Origin of the sequence: Faecalitalea cylindroides ATCC 27803 (genome assembly GCF_000469305.1) — a bacterium.
GTDB lineage: Bacteria > Bacillota_I > Bacilli_A > Erysipelotrichales > Erysipelotrichaceae > Faecalitalea > Faecalitalea cylindroides.
Genome location: NZ_KI271060.1, coordinates 352 through 1,103 on the forward strand (window position 1 = coordinate 352; position 752 = coordinate 1,103).

General features: G+C 46.8%; 1 protein-coding gene. It reads right to left on the minus strand.

Features of this window, described 5'->3' with window-relative positions; all coding sequences use genetic code 11:
• Positions 1 to 752 (minus strand): FtsK/SpoIIIE domain-containing protein (locus HMPREF0367_RS09575; protein WP_148449395.1); only part of this gene is annotated, 752 nt, incomplete at both ends.

The following is a 752-nucleotide window of genomic DNA, read 5'->3' on the forward strand; positions in this document are numbered from 1 at the left end:
TGGCTTTCGCTTCGCACGCCACTTGTCCGTCCTGCCTTATGTGTGTAAGTTTCCCAATCGTACCTAAGAAATCATAGCCTTTGGGTACAAGGGGAGTGTAAAATTCTGATATGACACTTGTTCCCATATCACAGTATCCACGCCCTTTGATTCGCTTCTGGAAAAACTGCTTTTTCACATCACTTCCAAAGAGCATACCGTAACCGAGTTCACTCATGCGACCAAGCCCCACACGGAAGTTGAAGTTATCTCTGATACCGTCCCCGAAATACTTTGCGTCTGGACGCTGGCAAGCCACGATTAGAAAGTATCCAGCCTGTCTGCCGAGCATGACAATTTTCTTTAGCTGGCTTAACAGGGCGGTGCTTTCCTTTGTCGTGAGCATTTCCAAGAACGCCACATATTCATCAAAGATAAGGAACTGTGGAGCAAGCCCCAGATAGGCGTAGTTTTCTCCTGTGCGGTAATTCGGGTGCAGTTTCATTTCTTCCGAGCGTGTGACCATGCCCTCATAAAAGGCATTGACGCAGTCAATCATATCGTCTTTCGTGTGGTAAACATTTCCCATGACTGTTCCCAAGTCTGCAAGGTCAGCGTTCTTCGGGTCAAGAATGTATAAATCCGCATTGGTTTTAAGCAGGGCTTCAATGATGGTCAGCAGAAAATAGGTCTTTCCACCGCCAGTACCACCGCAGATAAGGGCATGGGGAAGTGAATCATATTCCCACACCAGATTTTTCATTAACCGTAGA